Here is an 18688-nt window from a genome sequence, read left to right on the forward strand (position 1 = left end):
TTCAGAACATCGACGCGCACGCATGAGACCCCCGCTCGGGCTACGCCCTCCCGGAGGTCTCATGCGTGCGCCGCAAGTGGCCTGGTTTTACTCCGCCGCCTGGCCGGTTTTTACTCCGGCGTTGACAAGGGAGCACTCATACGCTCGGCCGCTTGGGTTTCAAACCGTTCCAGCGTGTCTGAAACGGCAATGAAGTTGTCGAGTTCAGCATTCCAACGATAGACAACCGACGCGATTTCTGAGATGGGCTTGGCCACAATTTCGTCGTTGCAGTTTCCCTGGAAGCCACTGCGTCTTTCTTCGATTGTCGCCAAGATTTCGGAATACGCGCTAACGTCATCGGCTGACTGCTCTGCAAATTTCACTACCTGCGTCATTTGCTCGCTACAGGTGCGGATAGCATAGGTGGAAAATGTGTCGACCAGTTCCAGCTCGCGCCCTTGTAAAAAGATCATTGCTGTTGTCTCGAAACTCTCGCTCGAATTGAAATGATAGCTGCGAATGACCAGCGCCTGATCGCTACGACCGATATTTACCAGCGCCGGCAGGGCGAAAGACGTATCACGATCCATGCCCACATCGACGGCGTCTATCAATTTCGGGCTCTCCCCGCCGTCGAACACGGCCAGCAGGGCGGGTTGCTCGATAGTCGTTTCGAGTTGACCAATATCGGCGAGGATGGCGATCCGCGCCTCGCCGGCCACCATGAAGGTCGTAACTTGCAGAGAACTGATCGCAATGCGGTCAGGCAGATCGCCACCGTAGCCATCGACGATGTGTCGGAAAGGCTCGCGGCTCCGGCCTGTCGCGCTGTTTTCGTTCTCTGCGAGATCCGGGACCACCTGCTTCAGTAGATTGAAAAATGAAATTCCTGCGTGACCGGGGACGTCAGCATGGATATCCGCCAATTGCCAGTCATACGAGTTCGCCATCAGCGCTTGGCTTTCGGCTGTCCAGACTGGCACCAGAATCAACGCGAAGGCAGCACAGACCGCAACGAGGGTCCCGCGTCGGTGCGACAGTTTCGGCGGAAAAGCGATCATCCTGTGGCTTCTATCGTCGAGATTTGATTAACTCCTGGCTTCCGGAAACCTTCACGCCAAACTCGGTCCTTCGGGCGGTCAAACATGTTGCAGTCTTAACCTGACGACGAATGGTGCTGGAGCTCCTGAACTCTGTCAGCATTGGCGGCGGCCTTCATGACGGTGGCGACCGTTTCGTAAGCCAGTATCCAGACCCTGCGATACTCGAGCGTGAAACGTTGGGCGAAGAACAGTGACAAGGTTTCGATCAGGGCCTTTCCGACCGTGGCATAATGCTCGTCGCGCACACCGTAACTTACATGTTTGATGGCCAGAAGTTCCAGGGCAGGAACAGTAGCGTCGAGTTTCCTGAGTGAAGACACAACAAGGAAAAGTGCCGCCATCAGCTTTCGCCCCTGTTCTTTCATGTCCGCGCTTGCAAACATCGCGCGAAGAGAAGGATCATGCACGAACAGCCGCTCGTAGAACAATTCGGCTGCGTCTTCACGGGCTGCGGTAACTTCTGCAAAACTCTCTTCCAGCATGACAATATCGGTTTCCTGCATGATCCTATCTCCAACATGTGTTTTCTGGGCTTGACCTAGCAATGCAATGTTTCTGTCGGATGTCGTTGACAAGCGTTACCTGTTTCAATTATTGCATCCTGCCAGCTCGCAATGGCAAGGCGACCGGAAGTCATGCCGGCATGCGGGCCTTTATCAAGGATGCGAGGATCCGCTGAATATCGTCTGGCGTGAACGGCTTTTCAATCACCGGGCAGCCGGACCGCGCCAGAAACCGACCGGCCGCCGGTCCCAGCGTATCGCCGGTGATGAAGCCGATGTGGTCTGTCAGGCCCGGGCGCGCCTGGCTGAGCCAATCGAAAAAAGCAGGCCCATCGCCATCGGGCATGCGAATATCACAAAGAATCGCATCAATCGAATGATCGGTCGGTTCCAACCGTATTTTGGCCGCCGCGCCGCTGTGGGCAAGTATGGCGCGGAAGCCGAGCTTCTGAACGATTTCCGCCAGAAGCTCAGCGATCTCGATCTCGTCGTCAATGATGAGGATGCAGCGATCGGCTTTGTTGTGTGCCGGTTCTATGGTGAGAGGGGTATTGATAACGGGGCTGTTTTCGGCAGTGCCAACCGGCAGAAGAAGGATGAAACCGGCGCCGCCGAGGGAGGGTGTGGGATCGATATCCAGCGTGCCGTCATGAGATAGGATCAGACCGCGTGAGACAGCAAGACCGATGCCGGTTCCGTGCTGCTTGGTGGTGAAATAGGGGTCGAATACGCGGGAACGAATGCCGGGCGGAATGCCTGCACCATTGTCGGATATGTGCAACGCCATTTGCCGCGTCTCTGGCCTAAGCTCGGCGGCGATCCTGATGCGGCGCTCACCATCCGTTTTTTCCTCAAGCGACTGATAGGCGTTGACGACGAGATTGATGATTACCTGATGAATCTGATCGCCGTCGATCCAAAGTGGTGGCAGGTCCGGCGGCAGGTCCGTTTCCACCACGACGCCGGAACTTTTCAGATTATAGCTGAGAAGTTCGAGTCCTGCTGCAACAATGTCATGGATCAGTACGGCCTTGCGCTCGCGCTTGCGCTGTCGTGCCATGTCGAGAAAACTGCGGACGATCCGCGCGCATCGATTGGCGGCAATTTCGATCTTGACGCTGCGTTGAGCCAGATCGTCGGCCATTGGCGCATCGACGAGCCTTTCACGAAGCATCATCGCCTGACCGATGACGATCGACAATGGATTGTTCAACTCATGTGCAACGCCAGCAAGCAGCGATCCCAGTGCGGCCAGCTTGTCTTTCTGGTGCAGTTCCTCGCGCTGGCGTTCGATTTTCGCCTGTGCCTGACGCACGGCGCTGAGATCTCGCAAATGCGCGGCGAACAGACGTTTGGCACCGAACTTCACTTCGGTAATCGTCAGCTCGACAGGAATTTGCTCGCCCGTGGCCCGCAGCGCCTCCAGTTCGTGACGCCGTCCCAGAATTCGTGAGATACCGCTGCTCATATAGGCCGACATGCCCCGATCATGAGCGGATCGAAGCGCTGGTGGTATGATCAGTTCTGCAATTTGCCGCCCCATCGCATCGTCGCGACTGTATCCGAAGATCGACACGGCAGCGGGATTGAAATCCACCACGACTCCGGTTTCGTCGATGACAACGATTGCGTCGAGCGCGTTGTTGACGATCACAGCATGATAGGCGTCAGCGGCGTTCTGCGCCTCGATCCGTTCGACGAGTTCCTGCCGCTTCAGTTGCAGGTCCGTGAGATCGCGGGAAAGCGCGATATAACCCGATACCGGCTCATGTCCCAGCCGGTAAGCGGTAATCGTCTGTTCGACGTATCGCCGCCCCAGCCGACCATAGTCGGTCCAGCCCTCGCGGTGGATCGTTTCGCCGACACGAAGGCTACGCATGACCGCCTGATATGCGTTGTGTATTGCATCGCCCAGCACCGCCGAAACGGTGCTGCCCACAAGATCGACCGCAGAGGTCTCGACGAAAGCAAGATACTCCCGGTTTGCGTAAATGTAGCGACCGGCCGGATCGATGATGGCGGCACAGCCGAGAATGCCGTTGAGGAGTGCGCCGACAAACTGAGGTTCGCCCACGGGCGCATTATCAAGGCCACATTCGTCACTTGGATCCGGGTCAGGGGACAAGGGCAGCAAGGACTCGATCATCACATCCGCTTTGATGGGGTGTATATGTAGCCAGCCCCCCGGACGGTCTTCAACGTTTGCGGCTTGGAAGGATTGTGTTCGATCTTTTTCCGGATGCGGGTTACCCGCACGTCGATACTTCTGTCGAACGGGTCATGGTCGCGATTATGGGCAAGATCCAGTAACCGGTCCCGGGTCAGGACCCGATCAGGATTTTGCATGAAAACCTCGAGCAAGTCGAATTCCATGGCTGTCACCGGCTGAAAAGTCCCATCAGCCTGAACGAGGCAACGCGCATCGAGATCAACGAACATCTTGCCGAAAGGCCGGACATTTCGGCGTGCCACCCGAGCGGCTTTATCACTGGACGGGGTGACTGCCGCCGCCAGATGGTTCCGGCGCAGAACCGCCCAGATGCGGGCCTTCAACTCGCGCAAGTCGAACGGCTTGGTCATGTAGTCGTCTGCCCCGACGTCCAAGGCGGCAATCTTGTCGGAAATGTTGCTGGCGGCAGTCAACATAATCACCGGCGTGTCATTCCAGCGTCGGATGCGTTGCAAGATCGACAGGCCGTCTTCGCCTGGCATGTTTACGTCGAGAACGATCAGGTCCGCCGCCTGCTCGGTCAGCAACCGATCAAGTTCTGTGCCGCGGGACGCGGTGCGCACCAGGCAGTTGTCGCGTTCCATGTATTCTGCGACCATATCCCGAAGGTCCTCTTCGTCATCGACGACGATCAGGCGCGGTTGCAAGGCATCTTCGGTCATGGGTGGTTCTCCAGAGTCCAGGCAAGGCAATGATGCGCGATCTTCGGCCCGCAGCTTGAATTGCCACGGTCTCCGTTCGCGTGCATCTTAGCTAAGGTCTGCGCGTGCAGGTGTCGTCACCCAATGGTATGACGCTCAATCGAACATTCAGCGCAAGGTTCGCTTTCTGAAAGCGCTGTTGGGCTTTATCATCCAGCAAGACAGACAAAGCGGGTGCGGAGACTTGGCAGCATGAAAATACTTGGCGAACAAACACTCTCATCCATCATCGGCGATATCTACGACTGCGCGTTGAGCCCGGAAGGTTGGAGCGGTGTCATGACCCGTGTGGCGGAGACGATCGACGCTGCGTACACAACCATCGCTTTGACCAGTCTCTCAGACAGTCGTGGCAGGTTCGCGGCGCATTCCCCTTGGGACGTCGCGCGGTTGCAAACGCTTCAGGACTACGATCTCGAAGAAATTCCGGGACTGAAGGCCGCCGTGGTCGGTGATATCGACCAGCCGGTCCCGACCTTGTCGGTTGTCACCGAAACCGAGCTTGAGCGGTCAGCTTTTTTTCAGGACTGGGCAAAGCCGCAAGGTTTACGGGAAGGCTGCACGACAAAATTTGTACATACCCCGGACCGTATCGGTCTTTTCAGCTGCACGACATGGGCCGACCGGCCACGCATCACCGATGAAGAGCAACAGTTTCTGGCGTTGCTATCGCCGCACCTGCGCCGCGCGTCGCTGATCGGCGACCTGCTTGATCAGTCGCGTGTCACCGCCAGCCTTTACCGCGACGCGCTCGACAGTCTGGCCGTACCTGTCATCCTGACCGGTGCAGATGGGGTCATTCTGCACGCCAATGCCCAAGCCAACGATATTCTTGCGGCGCAGATGCCACTCCGATCGCGCAACGGCATAGTTCAGGCCCAGACGCCGCTGATCGCAAACGCACTGCTTGAAGCAATCTCAGCGGGGGCACGTTCGGAGAACTTCATGGGTTCCCGCGGCATCGGCCTGCCGATCTCGATTCCGGGGCAACCTGCGGCCGTCGCCTATGTCTTGCCCCTGTGCGAGGGCACAGCCCGCGCTATCTTTCGGCCAGCCTGCGCTGCCATCTTTATCTCGACTACAACTTCTGCGGCACCGCCGCCGGAAGACGTGCTGATCACGCTCTATGATCTTACCCCCGCCGAGGCCCGTGTTATCCTGCAAATTGGTCGCGGTCTGACAGGCTCGCGGTGTGCTGCCGTTCTGAACATCACCGAAAACACCTTGAAAACACATTTGAGCAGGATTTTTGCCAAAACCGACACTACCCGCCAAGCCGATATTGTAAAGCTGATCGCCACCATCGGCTCACCTCTCATGCCGCAGCACCGTGTGCAGGACGCAAAAAGTGGCTACAAAAGAATTTCAACTCGTGATCTGCAAAGATAGCGCACGCCGTGTAATTATGATCAGCACCAGATTGAGCGACTCGCCGGCAGGCAAAATATATCGTAGATGGCACGACAGAGTTGTCACTCGTATGGGTAAAATTGCCTGAATGCACTTTTGATTTAGAGTTGAGTAGGGACGACCCTGTTCCGATCCACGCCGAAATCGGTGCGTATTTTAATTTGAGGTAGAGATATGAACGCGCCGTGGGGCTTGATGACTGCCTCCCTTCTGATTCCCGCAGCGTTCTTGTTGGGCGTTCGATTCTCCCGATTTTGGCAGGCTGCAGTATTATGGCTATGCTGGCCCGCCTTGATATTTTTTTGCACCATTGTCTGGGAAACCTTCACGCGCGCGCCAGTTCCCGATCTTGCGAGAACTGCTTTTCTCGGCTTTTCACTGATCAGTGCAATTATCATCCTTCCTTGGTTGCTTATTTCGGCAGTGGTTCTGTCCCTCGCTGTCGGCATGCGATTGATGTTCCGACGTTCCGCGCCAGTGCCCGTCGCAGGAACCATAGTAGAGCCAGTCGAGGCGCTCCCCTCTCATGTTGCCGGGCCTGAACCGCAATCGGAACCGGGTATCGTGGATGGGCTGTGCCATACTTCGCCAGATGGCCGCGTCCAGGTCATTCTTGATCCGATCGAATGGACAAATACGCACTGGGTTAATCCGCCCCGCGTCATCGACATGATTTCGGGTGAGATCGTACTCGACCTCTGGCATACCGATTGGGATGCCGGCGTGGGTTTTCCGGGCCCTCACCAAGTGCTGCTGCGCTGTCGGCGCCACCATGTAGGAGGTGGATTGACGGTCTTGCTCAATCTGGCTGAGGGAACATATCAGATACTCAACGTTCAAAATGTCGGGGGCCCGCTTCCGACTGCTCCGCTCAACCAAATCGACCAAGGTCTGGAGGAGGCTTCCCAATGTTCAGCGGCGGCGACCCCGGGTCGTGCTGCACCTGACATCACAACCGCTCCCTCGTGGCGGAAATGGGCCAAAGTAATCGCAACAGTGGTTGGGGTTTTAATGGTGAGCGGCCTGATTGCGGCCTTGACCGAGGGAAGGGGCAGCGGCGAGTCGACCCCGGCGGTCGCCGTCCCATTGGGCGGATTCAAACCCTATGATGGTAACCTTGGCCGCTAGCATTGATCGCGTCCATCATAGAAATGCACAAATCCCGAAAACGGATTCTATCGAGAATTCATCGCGATAGCTGGAGCCTATGCGCAGATTGATACTTCGGGCCCACAAGACAACGAACGGACTGGCCACCGAATCGCTCAAGCCCGGATCACCGGGCTTGAGCATTTTCAATCCTCATAAAAAGAAATCGCTGGCTTGGAAGTTGATGGCGTCGTCGAAATACAATTCGAAGTCGACCACCTTGTCGCCGTTGACGTCGGCATAGACATAGGTGCCGGTGGCCGCCGATTCAAAACGAAGCTCGCCCATGCCTCCGCTGAATGCGGCATTTCCAATAAAGACGAAGGCCTGGTTGCCGCTGGTCCATTGATCGGCGTCAATCTCGACCAGGCTGATCTTGTCGCCTTGGCTTTGGCTGAAGTCAAGGATTGTGTCCCGACCCACTGGTGCCAGCCAGCTGTCACCGACCGATCTGAACAGGAACGTGTCGGCACCCGCGCCGCCAGTCATAAGATCGCCACCGGTTCCACCCGTCAACACGTTGGCACCCGAGTTGCCCGTCAGCGTGTCACTGTGGTTGGAACCTGTCAGGTTCTCGATCGAGTAATACGTATCACCCTTGGCGTCGCCGGTATTGACCGATGCATTCGCAAGATTGGCGACGACACCGAACTTCGCTCCGGCATACGACGCCGTGTCGGTACCGGCACCTCCATACAGTTTGTCGGCCCCTGCACCACCGATCAGCACGTCATTGCCGGTCTCTCCCGAGAGCGTGTTGATGCCGGAATTCCCGGTCAATGTATTCGCGAGCGCATTGCCCGTGCCATTGATATCTGCAGCGCCAAGGAGTTTCAGGTTCTCGATCGTCGAAAAAGTTGCGAGATTGCGGGAGATCAGGGACGTAATCGTATCCGTTCCCGAACTGTCGATGACCTTATCGAAACCGGAGCCGAGCACGTAGGTGTCGTTGCCAGCACCGCCGTTGAGCGTGTTCATGCCAGAGTTGCCGGTCAACACATTATTCAGCGCGTTCCCGGTGGCATTGATGTTGCCGGTGCCTGTCAGAGTCAGATTCTCGATCGTGGCGTACGACATCAGGCTGCGGCTGATGCTCGAGGTGATCGTGTCGATCCCCGAACTGTCGATTACCTTATCGAAACCGGAACCGAGCACGTAGGTGTCGTTTCCGGAACCGCCGTCGAGCGTGTTCACGCCGGAATTTCCGGTCAGAACGTTGTTCAATCCGTTGCCGGTGGCGTTGATATTGCCGCTGCCAGTCAGGGTCAAGTTCTCGATCGTAGAATAGTTTGCGAGGCTGCGAGAAATGCTCGACGTTATTCTGTCGATGCCGCCGCTATCGCTGACGATGTCGGATCCGGCACCGAGCACGTAGGTATCATTACCGTTCCCGCCGGTCAGCGTATCAATCACATTGTCCTGTCCGCCATCAAGGATGTTGTTGCCTGAATTGCCGGTGATGATGTTGGCAAGAGCGTTGCCGGTGCCGTTTATGTTCGCGACTCCCGCGAGCGTCAGATTCTCGATAGTTGAATAACTGTTCAGGCTGAGGGTGCTGTCGGATGTGATCGTGTCGATGCCGCCGGCATCAATGATATCGAACTTTCCGTTAAAAAAGCCATAGAGGTCATTTCCAAGACCGCCATCTACGGCGTGGTCAACCGTTCCGCCGTCGTTGATGAAGACGTCGTCGCCTGCACCGAGGAAGATACCGCCTTTGATCGAGTGGTAATTGGAAACGTAATCCATTCCTGCACTGCCTTGAATGGCAACATCTTGCGACTCAATCGAACCATAGTTGGAAAGAAAATTCTGGTTCTGTGGATTCTCACTAAATTTGATCGCTACAGTTTGCGCCTCAATGAAGCCAGTAAAGCCATTGGCAATGTTAACACTACCGGCAGCCCCCAATATTCCAATATCGGCCTTGATTGTTCCAGTATTATAGACGGAGGTCAGCGGGCTGGAAGCAGTTTCAACATATATGCCAGTTTTGGCAGTTATTGTTCCACCATTCTGGATATCGCTTTCAACTGCATTGCTATAGATGCCAATATTGGCGGCGGTGATCTGCCCAAAGTTTTTAATATTGGTATTTTCGCCATAGCTGACGATACCGTTATAGCCATGAATGGACCCCATCGTGTCGACCTGAAGAATTGCATCGACGCCGTTGGAAAAAATCCCCGCCTTGTACTTGGCATTGGCGACGACAGCGCCTGAGATGCCAATGACACTGTCGTGAAACGGCCCGCTGTTGGTGATGCCGTGGCCGTCGGCGACGACAATCGATCCTCCGATGTTGACCACCCAGTTGTCGTTGGATTGATTTACGTTCAGTGTGGTTGTCTGTTTGGTGGTGATGTTCGCGGACATGAGAGCTTCTCTTTCAATTGAAGTTGCCGCCCAATAGCCCGGCCCTGTTTCATTCGTATGTCGCCAATCTGCGTTCTGCGTTTCAATTGTTTCAGCGTTCTTCATGGGCGGCATCGTGACACCATCGGGCGGGATTCGGTGTTGAGTGGTCGGCCTCACAGCCGATAATTATCGGGAGAGCCTGTCACCAGAACTTGCCATCGCCTGAAGATCGACATCTGGCCCCGGGATCCGCACGGCTTTGGTTAATGCGGGTCGGGCAAGCACTGCCAACGTCGTGAAAATACATGCACTCGCCGCTCTGGCGCCGGGATCAGAAGGGCGCGCGCTGCCACTGCCGGGCCCTACGAGATTTGGACAGACGCACCGGAGCGGACTCGGGAGGACCGGCGCAGGCTCCGAATCAGCAAAGTGTCGATGACCAACAGTGCGCCGATGACAAAAAGTCCGCTCTCGCCGCCGAGGTACTCGGTCGCCAACGGCGAATTCGAGGACGACATGTTCGAGCCTATGTCCCAGCCGATGTTCACCATCGCATGTGCGAAGGCGACGACCCACACGCTGCCGTTTCGCAGGCGAAGGAAGCCATAGAACACCCCCGCCAGCGTCAGCGTGACGAGAAACAGTGGCACCACCAGCCAAGGATTGCCGGTAGGGTGGTAAAAGTCGGTAAACAAAAGCAAAGGGAGATGCCAGGCTCCGTGCATGAGGCCTGAAAGAAGCAAGGCCGGGACCGCGCCGAGGGACATGAGGCGCGGCAGCAGATAGCCGCGCCAACCCACCTCCTCGCAGAGGGCGAGCAGGGTGACCACGACTATCTCGATCGCGTAATTCGCAAGGAGGTCGGGCAGCGAGGCCACGGGCAACATCAGGAGAGTGGTGAGACCGAGGGCGGCGAGGAGCAGGATGCTCGCGCCATGTATCGCGAGGGGGAGGCCGGCAGCAAGGGGCCACGCGCGAAAGCCGAAACGTTGCAGCCCGAGGCCTGCGAGGTCCGCCCGGCGCTTGCGCGATAGACAAATCATGACCGCTATGGCTACTGCTGGGGTCAGCATGGTCAAAATGGGGCTTGCCTCGCCTATGACTGGCACGGCCAGCACCACGAGCGCCGCCAGCGCCAAGGCAAGGATGTAGAAGACAGCGGCTTCTCGAAAGTCGCTTCGGGTCATGGGTCTTGTCCTTTTAGGTTCTGCCACGAGGCGAACACCCGGTCACCGATCAGCGGCCTGAACTGTCACGCGGAAGGTTCGGCACGGATGCGAGCTACGGCTTTCGCATGCCAGTGTCGTCACCCATTGGTATGACGTTCATTCTGACGTTCGGAGTGATGCCCATTTTCTGAAAGCGCAGTCGGTTTTGGCGTTTCTCAGGAGCAAAACGATCAGCCCAAAATTCCAGCAGTTCCTGGCCTCGGTCAGTTCAAGAAGACGGTCGTTTTTCCCTTCCTCCACTTCTTCCAGCGGCAAAGTGTGGCGGTAGAGCTATGCGGCGGGACTTGCGTGTTCGATCTTGGAGTATCGGCGGCTGCTGTCGGCGAAGCGGGAGCAGCATCCGCCAAGGATGGGGTGGATGCCGCTCACCCTGACGGCAACGCGACGTGCCATACTTGTGGTGTCGAAACACAAATTGAAGGAGAGGGGATCCATGGGAAAAGTTAGCATCATGAGCGGCGAACGAGTTGATCGGTATCATACGGCGAATGCGTCCGGCAGACGGTTCTGGTAATCATTATTGTTAATTGGCCAGATGAGACCTTGGCACAAACGATGCATCATTGAATTTATTGATTTTTTTTCAGAGAAGGTTCGCCCGCAGTCGCGTTCCCTCCGCCACTTGCCCTAGAGAAACGTTTCTCTTCATCCGGCTGCGGACAAAATTTCTCGTTGTTTTCGAAGGTTATGCGGGTTGGGCTGTTAACCGGCGTCGGTGCCAAGAGGCCCGGAAGCGGTCTCTTCGGTCCGATATTCTCCGGACCTGTTAACCGCACCCATTCCGGTTCAGAGCGGCAACACACTGGAAAACAAATAAAATCCTCCTTGTCTGGAATGATGGCGTTCGCAAAACCATTCCCATCGCGCGCACGACTGGCGTCGGAAAGCAGAGCGACGCTACATCTTTCGGAGATGTTCGAAGGCCGCCGCAAATGGTTTTCGCATGGACGTCCCTTCGTTGAAGAACGGGAGCCCATAGACGGTATAGTCTCGCCCTTGGAACACGGTCTCCAAGCGCGCCACTTGTCCGATTTGCAGAAGGAAATCCTCCTTCCATTGGTCTTGCTGGCGCAAGTGATCGCCCTTCGGCTCGATGAATATCTGCATGATGGAGGTTTGGCCGTTGTCGGCACGACGAAGGAACAGGACGAAGTCCGGCTCGAACGGGCGTCCCTCTTTAAAATCAAACAATTGAAATAGCTTCTCGTTCCGGATCAGGTGAAAATCCTGATAGATCGCCCTGAGCGCCGCCTCGTTATCGTGGATAAAGCGGATGAAATGCTTTTCTTGATCGGTGCCATAGCTGTCATCGTATATGGGCGTTGTTGCAGAACTCTGACTGTTGAGGATTCACATCGTGAATCCATGCGGTTAGACATTCCGCATGAGCAAGCCAACACCCGCCCGCTACCGCACGACAAACTGGTCAAGCTACACTGCGGCGCTGCGCAAGCGTGGGTCTTTGCTGATTTGGCTGGACAAGGAGATGGTTTGGCTCGCGCCGCCTGAAGGCAAACCCGGTCGGCCTGCGGTGTTCTCGGATGCGGCAATCCAGTTTTGTCTGACGATCAAGGTCCTGTTCAAGCTGCCGCTCAGGCAAACGACCGGGATGGTGGCCAGCCTCTTGACGATGGCGAACTTGGAGTGGACCGTGCCGGACTATACGACCCTGTGCCGACGGCAGAAGACACTGGCTGTTCAGATCCCGTATCGGCGCGCCGATGGGCCGCTGAACCTGCTGGTGGATAGCACCGGGATCAAGTTCCTCGGTGATGGCGAGTGGCAGGCGCGCAAGCACGGAGTTCAGGGCCGGCGTCAATGGCGCAAGGTCCATCTGGCCATGGACACCGCCACTTCAGACATCCGGGCGGTGGAATTCACCCCCAGCAGCGACGGTGACAGTCCCGTCCTGCCAGAACTGCTGGACCAGATCCCCGCAGGCGAAGAGATCGGCACCGTGACTGCGGACGGCGCGTACGACACGCGCCGCTGCCACACCGCCATCATCGACCGGCAGGGCACTGCGATCATCCCAATTCGTAAGAATGGGCGGCCGTGGAAAGAGGACTGCCCAGCCGCGATCGCCAGAAACGAAACCCTGCGCGCCACCCGGCACTACGGCAGGGCATTCTGGAAGCGCTGGACCGGATACCATGCGCGAAGCCGGATCGAGGCCAAGATGCGGTGCCTCAAAGCCTTCGGTGAACGCATCGCCGCAAGACACCCCGACAGCCAAACCGCTGAAATCCAGATCCGCGTCGCCCTCATCAACCGCTTCAACGCACTCGGCACCGCCGAAATCGTCCGCGTGGCATGACGCCAACGGGGAAAGGGGCTGTCATGCCTCAGGCGTGACTTACGCAACAACGCCATTCGACTGCCAGATTTGCGGCACGCAGCTCAATTCAATCCTCATCAAGCCTGATGGCAACCATATCTCCGAAAAGTTGTTGCGTCGTGCCCGACGCGGGGCAGGGTTGCTCGAAAGCGCGGTGCTGTCCAACTGTGCCGTGCGGCTCCGACGCGCCATGCGGGCGGTCACCTTTGCCAAAGCGCTCAAATCTGTTCGCGCGGATTCGGCGTTTGCCCTTCAAAGCCCCCGACCCGACGTGAGACTCTTTTGCCTTGCCGCTATTGCCGTGGCTCAGTCACGTCCACTGGTCAAAGCGGCGATGTTCAGCACTGGCATCGACGGACATGCAAGGGTTGCCTTGCTTCGTGCGTTCGAGACGGAGCCCCGTCTACTTGCCGCGGTCGACCAAATTGCCCGACGGAAGGGGTCGAGCCGCACCACCCGCGGCCGAACGATCGCAACTGGAACCTTTTTCGCCATACCGCGTTAATACTTGATCCCCGAGATCAGTCCCCAACCCACAGGTCGTTATGGCTCCTTCCTCGATCATCGCTATAGGTGCTTCGGCGGGCGGAGTGGCTGCGTTGCGGTCCTTGGTTGCCGCGCTGCCGGGTACATTTTCCACCCCTGTTCTCGTCGTCCTTCATATCGGCGCGTATTGCAGCGAGTTGCCGGCACTTTTGAACGCGGCTGGCCCGGTACCGGCCAAACATGCCGAGGACGGCGAAACCATCCTTCCCGGTCACATCTATGTAGCGCCGCCGGATCGCCACCTGATCGTCGCGGACGAACGGTTGCGCCTTATTCGTGGCCCGAAGGAAAACTGCGCGCGGCCGGCCATCGACCCGTTATTCCGGAGCGTGGCTGAAAGCTATGGTTCGGACGCCGTGGGCGTGATCCTGACAGGCAACCTGAACGACGGCACGCTGGGCATGTTGGAAATCAAGCGACGCGGTGGTGTTGCCATCAGCCAAGACCCAAACGATGCCGCCCACCCAGAAATGCCGAGGAGTGCGGCCGAGCATGTCGCGCTGGATTACTGCCTGCCACTCGCGGAGATACCCGATCTGCTCATTGAGCTGGTCGACCAAAAGTGCGGAAAGGAATTGCCCATGCCTAAAACCTCGTCTCAACGGGACAGACAAGCGCCCGAAATCATCAACAGCCAGACTTTCGAGCGGCCGCTGACGGTTACCTGCCCGGACTGCGGCGGCGCACTGAAGAACTTCAAGGTCGGTTCGATTGTCAAATTCACCTGCCACACCGGCCACAGCTATACCGCAGAGAACATGGCTGCGGCGCAGTTCGAGGAGATGGAGAAAGTCATGCGGGCTGCGGTCCGGTTTCTCAACGAGCGCGCCGAATTCTGCCTCCAGATGGCCGAACACGGCGATGACGGAAAGCCCGATGCTTCCAATGAATGGCATGCGGCCAGCAGACAGGCGCTGGATCGGGCCTACAAACTCCGTGATCTCGTGGAACAGGACTGGCTCACGCCAGAGATCTCTCGCCAGCTTGCCTCGGCCCATGACGGCCCTGACCAGACCGGGTTTCGCGGATAAATCGCCCTATCCCGCTCAAGTTCGGCAGGATCGCATCGTCAAGGCGATCCGCGAAATACCCGTGCGATGGTACGTTCCAGATCCTCTTGCGCGTATGGCTTCTGCAACGCCGGAAAATCACGATATCCGTCCACCAGGCCCTCGGGCCCGTTTCCCGTTGCAAAGGCGAAGGGAATGCCGCGCTCGCTGAGAATGTCGGCGACGGGAAATGATTGCTTCCCGGCCAGGTTGATATCGAGAATTGCGAAATCGATCTCGCTTTCGCGGGCAAGCTCCATCGCAGTGTCGATACGCATGGCTTGGCCCACGACCTCGTGCCCGAGGTCGCTGAGCATTTCCTCCAGATTCATCGCAATCAATGCTTCATCCTCAACGATCAGAACCCGTTTCCCTGTCTGTCCGGTCAATTCGTTTCGCCCTTTTCGTGACTGTCGGGCATTGGAGCATCTATCGTGCAGACGGCGCCAGACGTTTTATAGACAACGTTCACCTTGCCGCCCAGTTCCGCCGCCAGCACCTTCTGGACGAGTACCGAGCCAAATCCCTTGCGTGTGGGCGGGATGACAGGCGGACCGCCGCTTTCCGACCACTTCAAGAAGAGCCGTCGATCCTTGCCATCACCGACAAGTTGCCAGCGGATGTCGATCTGGCCATCCTCAGTTGCAAGCGCGCCGTATTTCGCGGCGTTTGTTGCCAGTTCGTGCAACGCCATTGCAATCGAGAGCGCGGCACTCGGCGTCAGCCACAGGTGTGGACCTTCGATCAGGAAGCGGTTCGTTCCTCCCGAAAGAGGTTCGACCGTATCCGTCACAATGTTCCGCAAATCCGCACCGCCCCAGTTTTCACGGGTCAGCACGTCGTGCGATTTACCAAGCGCGATCAGACGTGAGTTGAAAGTTGCGCGTGCTTCTTCCATAGACGTGGCGTTTTTGAGCGTCTGCGACGCGATGGCCTGCACCGTCGCCATGACGTTCTTGATGCGGTGATTCAGCTCGCCAACCAGGATTTCCCGATGTTCATCGAAACGCTTGCGCTCGGTGACGTCCTCGATGGAAATCAGGATCAGGTCGTCAAGGTTGCCTTCTTGCCGCAACTTGCATGCAGTGAGCAGCATCGATCGTCGCCCGGTGTGACTGAAATCCTGCTCGACCTCGAAATTGTGGATGTCTTCATCCGCCGAATGTACCTTGTCCAGAAGGGCCCGCAGCGGCGGGTCATTCCACTCGCCGCTTCCAAGCTCAAAGATAATCTGCCCTTTGGGTTCTTCGTCGAAAACAGCAAACAGTTCGCGGAAGGCCTTGTTGGCGCTCTGGACGCGCAAGTTGCTGTCCAGAACCAGCAAGGGATGCTGAACCGTCCGCACTATGGTTTCGGAATAGGCGCGGGCATCATTGATCGAATCGGCGGCGCGTTTGCGCTCGGTGATGTCGCTGAACGCGACGACGACGCCTGCAATCCGGTTGTCCTGCGTACGATAGGGAAGCACGCGGCGCACATACCAGCGGCCCGCATTGCTTCGGACCTCTGCCTCGATCGGGGACAGCGTCTTCAGTACCTTTTCCACATCCTGCAACAGGTTCTCGTCGGCAAACTTCTGCGAAAAATGGGAAATTGGCCGGCCGATGTCCGCCCCGACAAAAGCGAAAAGTTCCCTTGTCGCGGGGGCAAACCACTTGATACGAGATTTTTCGTCAAGGAACAGCGTCGCCGTCTCCGACCCGGCCAGCAGATTGTTGAGGTCGTCGGTCTTGTGTTCCAGTTCGCCGATCTTGTGCTGGAGCTGGCTGTTGACGGTGTTCAGTTCCTCGTTGAACGACTGCAATTCCTCTTTCGAGGTCTCGAGTTCCTCGTTGGTGGATTGAAGCTCCTCGTTCATCGAGATTGCTTCCTCGTTCGACGCCTTCAGTTCCTCGTTGGTTGTCTCCTGATATTCTATGGTGTTTTGCAGTTCGGCTCGGGTCTCCCTCAGTTCCTCCTGAAGGGCACGTTCGCCAGACGATGCGTCGCCCGGATCCTCACGAGGGGGCGACGGGGTGGGATCGGACTGCGGCACGGCCGGCACGAAACTCACCAACAGGACGCCTCCCTGCGGTGACGCGGGCAGCGGCATGACTGTCATCGCGACGGATCGGGCGGTCTCGCTCTCGCGGATGCGGGCGTTGACCGTCACGCTTCTGTTCTCTTTCGACGCTTCGCGTATCGCAGCCCGCAATCTGGCCGCCAACCCGCCACGGACCATCGTCAACAGGTCCCTGGTCGGCTCGCCGGAAGGATTCTCAATATAATCCCTTGTAGCGCCGTGGAAATAGAGGACGCGGCCGCTCTGGTCGATCAGCACCGATGCCGGGGCATAGCACTCCAACAAAGCGCGACGGGCCACTTCGGCAGCCGAAGTGGGTGGCTCAAGGCGCGGGGACGATGGGCTTTCGTTGGTGCGCGGTTCCGATCGGTCGCGCGACGGTGGATGCGCGATCAGGTCATGCCGGGTCGATCCCAACCGGCGAAAGAGGCGCCATTTCTTCGACACCGTTTCGAACAGATCCTCGTGCTTCCCGATCGTCTCTGCGTTGCCGAGAAACAGATGTCCGCCCTGTCGCAGCGCGAAATGACAAAGCGCGATGATCCTCTGCTGCGCGTCCGGTTCCAGATAGATCAGGAAATTGCGGCACGATACGAGGTCCAGCCGCGAAAACGGCGGATCGCGCAACAGGTTGTGCGGCGCGAACACTACCATGTCGCGCAGCTCCTTGCTGACCTGATAAGAGCCGTCGACCTTTTCGAAGAAGCGCGTCAGACGCGACCCCGGAAGGCCGGCCATGGCGGCGGCCGGGTAAATGCCTTCGCGCGCCTTGCGCAAATTGATCTCTTGGGCATCGGTCGCGAACACTTTCAGATCAAAGTGTTTTCCCGCTGCCTCGGCATGCTCGGTCACCAGCATGCCAAGGGAATAGGCTTCCTCGCCCGTGGAGCAGGCCGTCGTCCAGACCCGGATTGTTGCGCCCGTCACGCGCTCCGCGACCATTGGCGCGATCACCCGTTCGGCCAGTGTCTTCCACGCGTCGGCATCGCGGAAAAAGCCGGTGACGCTGATCAGCAGGTCGCCGGCAAGCGCGGCAACTTCATCCGAGCTGGTGCGCAGCTCGTCGATATAATCATCCATTGTTTCGATGTTCCTCAGACCGAGACGACGGTGAACGCGCCGCTTCAGCGTCGATTGTTTGTAGCCGCGAAAATCGTGCCCGCCCCGAGCACGCAAGAGTTCCAGAAGTTGGCCGAGCGTCGCCTGACCGTCCGGAGACTTGGCCTCGATTTCGCCGGACCCTGTGACGTAGCCATGGCGCCTGAAGGCCATCAGGGTTTTGGGCATCTTTTCGATGGCAAGCACGTGATCGGCCATGTCCGCCGAAATCGCGCTTCTCGGCATGCCGTCAAATTTTGCGGACTCGGGCGACTGCACCAGGCTCATGCCGCCTTCCGCCCTGATATCCCTCAGCCCCTCGGTACCGTTGCGCCCCGTACCGGACAGCACGATGGCGATCGCCCGCTCGTGCTGATCCGCAGCGAGCGACGAGAACAGCACATCGACGGGGTGACGCTGGCCGCGCGGGTCCGTCGGCTTGGACACGCGCAGCCCGCCGTCACTGACCTTCAGATCGGTGTCGGGCGCAATCACATAGACATGGTTCGCCGCCAGCCGCATGCCGTCCTTGACCTGAACGACGGGCATCGTCGTGTGGGTGCTCAGGATATGGGCCAGTTCGCTTTCGCGCTTCGGATCGAGATGCAGCACAATAACGAATGCACAGCCGCTGTCAGTCGGCATCACGTCGAAGAAGAGGCTCAGCGCCTCGATGCCGCCCGCCGACGCACCGATGCCGACAACCGGAACTTCGCGCGTGGCACCGTCGGTCGAGGTCAGGGGCCGCTCATTCCCACCCGGCCGGATGGCAGCGTCGCTGCCGCTCGCATTTGTGTTCCGGGTCGGCTTCGCCGTTGATTTGCGCCCGGAGCGATTGCCTCTTCCTTGCGGTTCATCCGCCATACTCACGCACAACCTTCGAGCTTGCATCGGATCTCAAGGAAAGGTCCTTCCACAACTTCCGACACC

Annotated in this window: 14 protein-coding genes; 5 read left to right on the forward strand and 9 right to left on the reverse strand. The window is 57.9% G+C overall.

Annotation, left to right across the window (positions count from 1 at the left end; all coding sequences use genetic code 11):
* Positions 1-110 precede the first annotated feature (110 nt).
* From AX760_RS16835 to AX760_RS16850, 4 genes are all read right to left on the reverse strand, one after another.
* Complete coding sequence (locus AX760_RS16835) at positions 111-1043, reverse strand: hypothetical protein (protein ID WP_071834098.1); 933 nt, start codon at positions 1041-1043, stop codon at positions 111-113.
* A gap of 95 nt (positions 1044-1138) precedes the next feature.
* On the reverse strand, positions 1139-1588 hold the full coding sequence (locus tag AX760_RS16840; protein WP_071834099.1) for a globin domain-containing protein: 450 nt from the start codon (positions 1586-1588) through the stop codon (positions 1139-1141).
* A 130-nt stretch (positions 1589-1718) separates the two neighbouring features.
* Positions 1719-3662, reverse strand: coding sequence for a PAS domain S-box protein (locus AX760_RS16845; RefSeq protein WP_245295043.1), 1944 nt, complete (start codon positions 3660-3662; stop codon positions 1719-1721).
* A gap of 71 nt (positions 3663-3733) precedes the next feature.
* Positions 3734-4480, reverse strand: a complete 747-nt coding sequence (locus AX760_RS16850) for a response regulator (protein WP_071834102.1) — start codon at positions 4478-4480, stop codon at positions 3734-3736.
* A gap of 231 nt (positions 4481-4711) precedes the next feature.
* Between AX760_RS16850 and AX760_RS16855 the strand changes: the two genes are divergently transcribed.
* Positions 4712-5908, forward strand: coding sequence for a helix-turn-helix transcriptional regulator (locus AX760_RS16855; protein WP_071834104.1), 1197 nt, complete (start codon positions 4712-4714; stop codon positions 5906-5908).
* A gap of 195 nt (positions 5909-6103) precedes the next feature.
* Positions 6104-7057, forward strand: coding sequence for a hypothetical protein (locus tag AX760_RS26790; protein WP_139276060.1), 954 nt, complete (start codon positions 6104-6106; stop codon positions 7055-7057).
* Between the two features lie 174 nt (positions 7058-7231).
* Here the strand turns inward: AX760_RS26790 and AX760_RS16865 are convergent, their stop codons facing one another.
* The 3 genes from AX760_RS16865 to AX760_RS16875 all read right to left on the reverse strand — a co-directional run bounded on the left by AX760_RS16865 (position 7232) and on the right by AX760_RS16875 (position 11856).
* Positions 7232-9559: a beta strand repeat-containing protein gene (locus AX760_RS16865; RefSeq protein WP_175552083.1), complete on the reverse strand. Its 2328-nt coding sequence runs from the start codon at positions 9557-9559 to the stop codon at positions 7232-7234.
* A 239-nt stretch (positions 9560-9798) separates the two neighbouring features.
* Positions 9799-10623 (reverse strand): CPBP family intramembrane glutamic endopeptidase, encoded by an 825-nt coding sequence (locus tag AX760_RS16870; protein WP_071834110.1) that lies wholly within the window; start codon positions 10621-10623, stop codon positions 9799-9801.
* A 939-nt stretch (positions 10624-11562) separates the two neighbouring features.
* On the reverse strand, positions 11563-11856 hold the full coding sequence (locus tag AX760_RS16875; RefSeq protein WP_071834111.1) for a hypothetical protein: 294 nt from the start codon (positions 11854-11856) through the stop codon (positions 11563-11565).
* Positions 11857-12049: 193 nt separating this feature from the next.
* On the opposite strand from AX760_RS16875, the gene AX760_RS16880 reads away from it, so the two are divergent.
* The 3 genes from AX760_RS16880 to AX760_RS16890 are packed head-to-tail and all read left to right on the forward strand — an operon-like array spanning position 12050 to position 14580.
* Complete coding sequence (locus AX760_RS16880; protein ID WP_071834112.1) at positions 12050-12982, forward strand: IS5 family transposase; 933 nt, start codon at positions 12050-12052, stop codon at positions 12980-12982.
* 34 nt (positions 12983-13016) lie between these two features.
* Positions 13017-13508 (forward strand): hypothetical protein, encoded by a 492-nt coding sequence (locus AX760_RS16885; RefSeq protein WP_071834113.1) that lies wholly within the window; start codon positions 13017-13019, stop codon positions 13506-13508.
* A gap of 40 nt (positions 13509-13548) precedes the next feature.
* Positions 13549-14580, forward strand: coding sequence for a chemotaxis protein CheB (locus AX760_RS16890; RefSeq protein ID WP_071834114.1), 1032 nt, complete (start codon positions 13549-13551; stop codon positions 14578-14580).
* A gap of 38 nt (positions 14581-14618) precedes the next feature.
* Here the strand turns inward: AX760_RS16890 and AX760_RS16895 are convergent, their stop codons facing one another.
* Together AX760_RS16895 and AX760_RS16900 are read right to left on the reverse strand one after the other, a co-directional pair.
* Entirely contained in the window at positions 14619-14987 is a 369-nt protein-coding gene (locus AX760_RS16895) for a response regulator (protein WP_071834116.1), read from the reverse strand.
* Entirely contained in the window at positions 14984-18649 is a 3666-nt protein-coding gene (locus tag AX760_RS16900) for a chemotaxis protein CheB (RefSeq protein WP_083531218.1), read from the reverse strand. The genes AX760_RS16895 and AX760_RS16900 overlap by 4 nt, the downstream gene beginning before the upstream one ends.
* Positions 18650-18688: the final 39 nt, after the last annotated feature.

Source organism: Pararhizobium antarcticum, assembly GCF_001885585.1.
Classification (GTDB): domain Bacteria; phylum Pseudomonadota; class Alphaproteobacteria; order Rhizobiales; family Rhizobiaceae; genus Pararhizobium; species Pararhizobium antarcticum.